Source organism: Pauljensenia sp. UMB3104 (assembly GCF_030217285.1).
In the GTDB taxonomy this organism is placed as follows: domain Bacteria; phylum Actinomycetota; class Actinomycetes; order Actinomycetales; family Actinomycetaceae; genus Pauljensenia.
Window position 1 is genome coordinate 1 of the sequence record NZ_JASONN010000279.1, and the last position, 277, is coordinate 277.

Annotated in this window: 1 protein-coding gene; it reads right to left on the reverse strand. The window is 49.8% G+C overall.

Annotation, left to right across the window (positions count from 1 at the left end; translation table 11 throughout):
* The coding region (locus QP415_RS11705) for an aminotransferase class III-fold pyridoxal phosphate-dependent enzyme (protein WP_285100192.1) at nt 1-277 on the reverse strand (277 nt) is incomplete at both ends.

The following is a 277-nucleotide window of genomic DNA, read 5'->3' on the forward strand; positions in this document are numbered from 1 at the left end:
CAAAGACAACGTCATTTTCCTTTGCCCACTTAGCCAGATTCTGCAAGAAGCCGGGAGCTGGAACGATAAATCCGCCCTCCCCTTGCAACGGCTCTATCACTATGCAAGCTAAGCTCTTAGCCCCAATCATTTTCTCGAGCCAATTGATAGTGCGTTTGGCTGCCTGATCACCATCTAGCCCGTCACGATAGGGATTAGACATTGGCATGCGATAGATTTCCGGGGCAAATGGGCCATAGCCTGACTTATAAGGATCTACCTTCGCCGTCATTGCCAT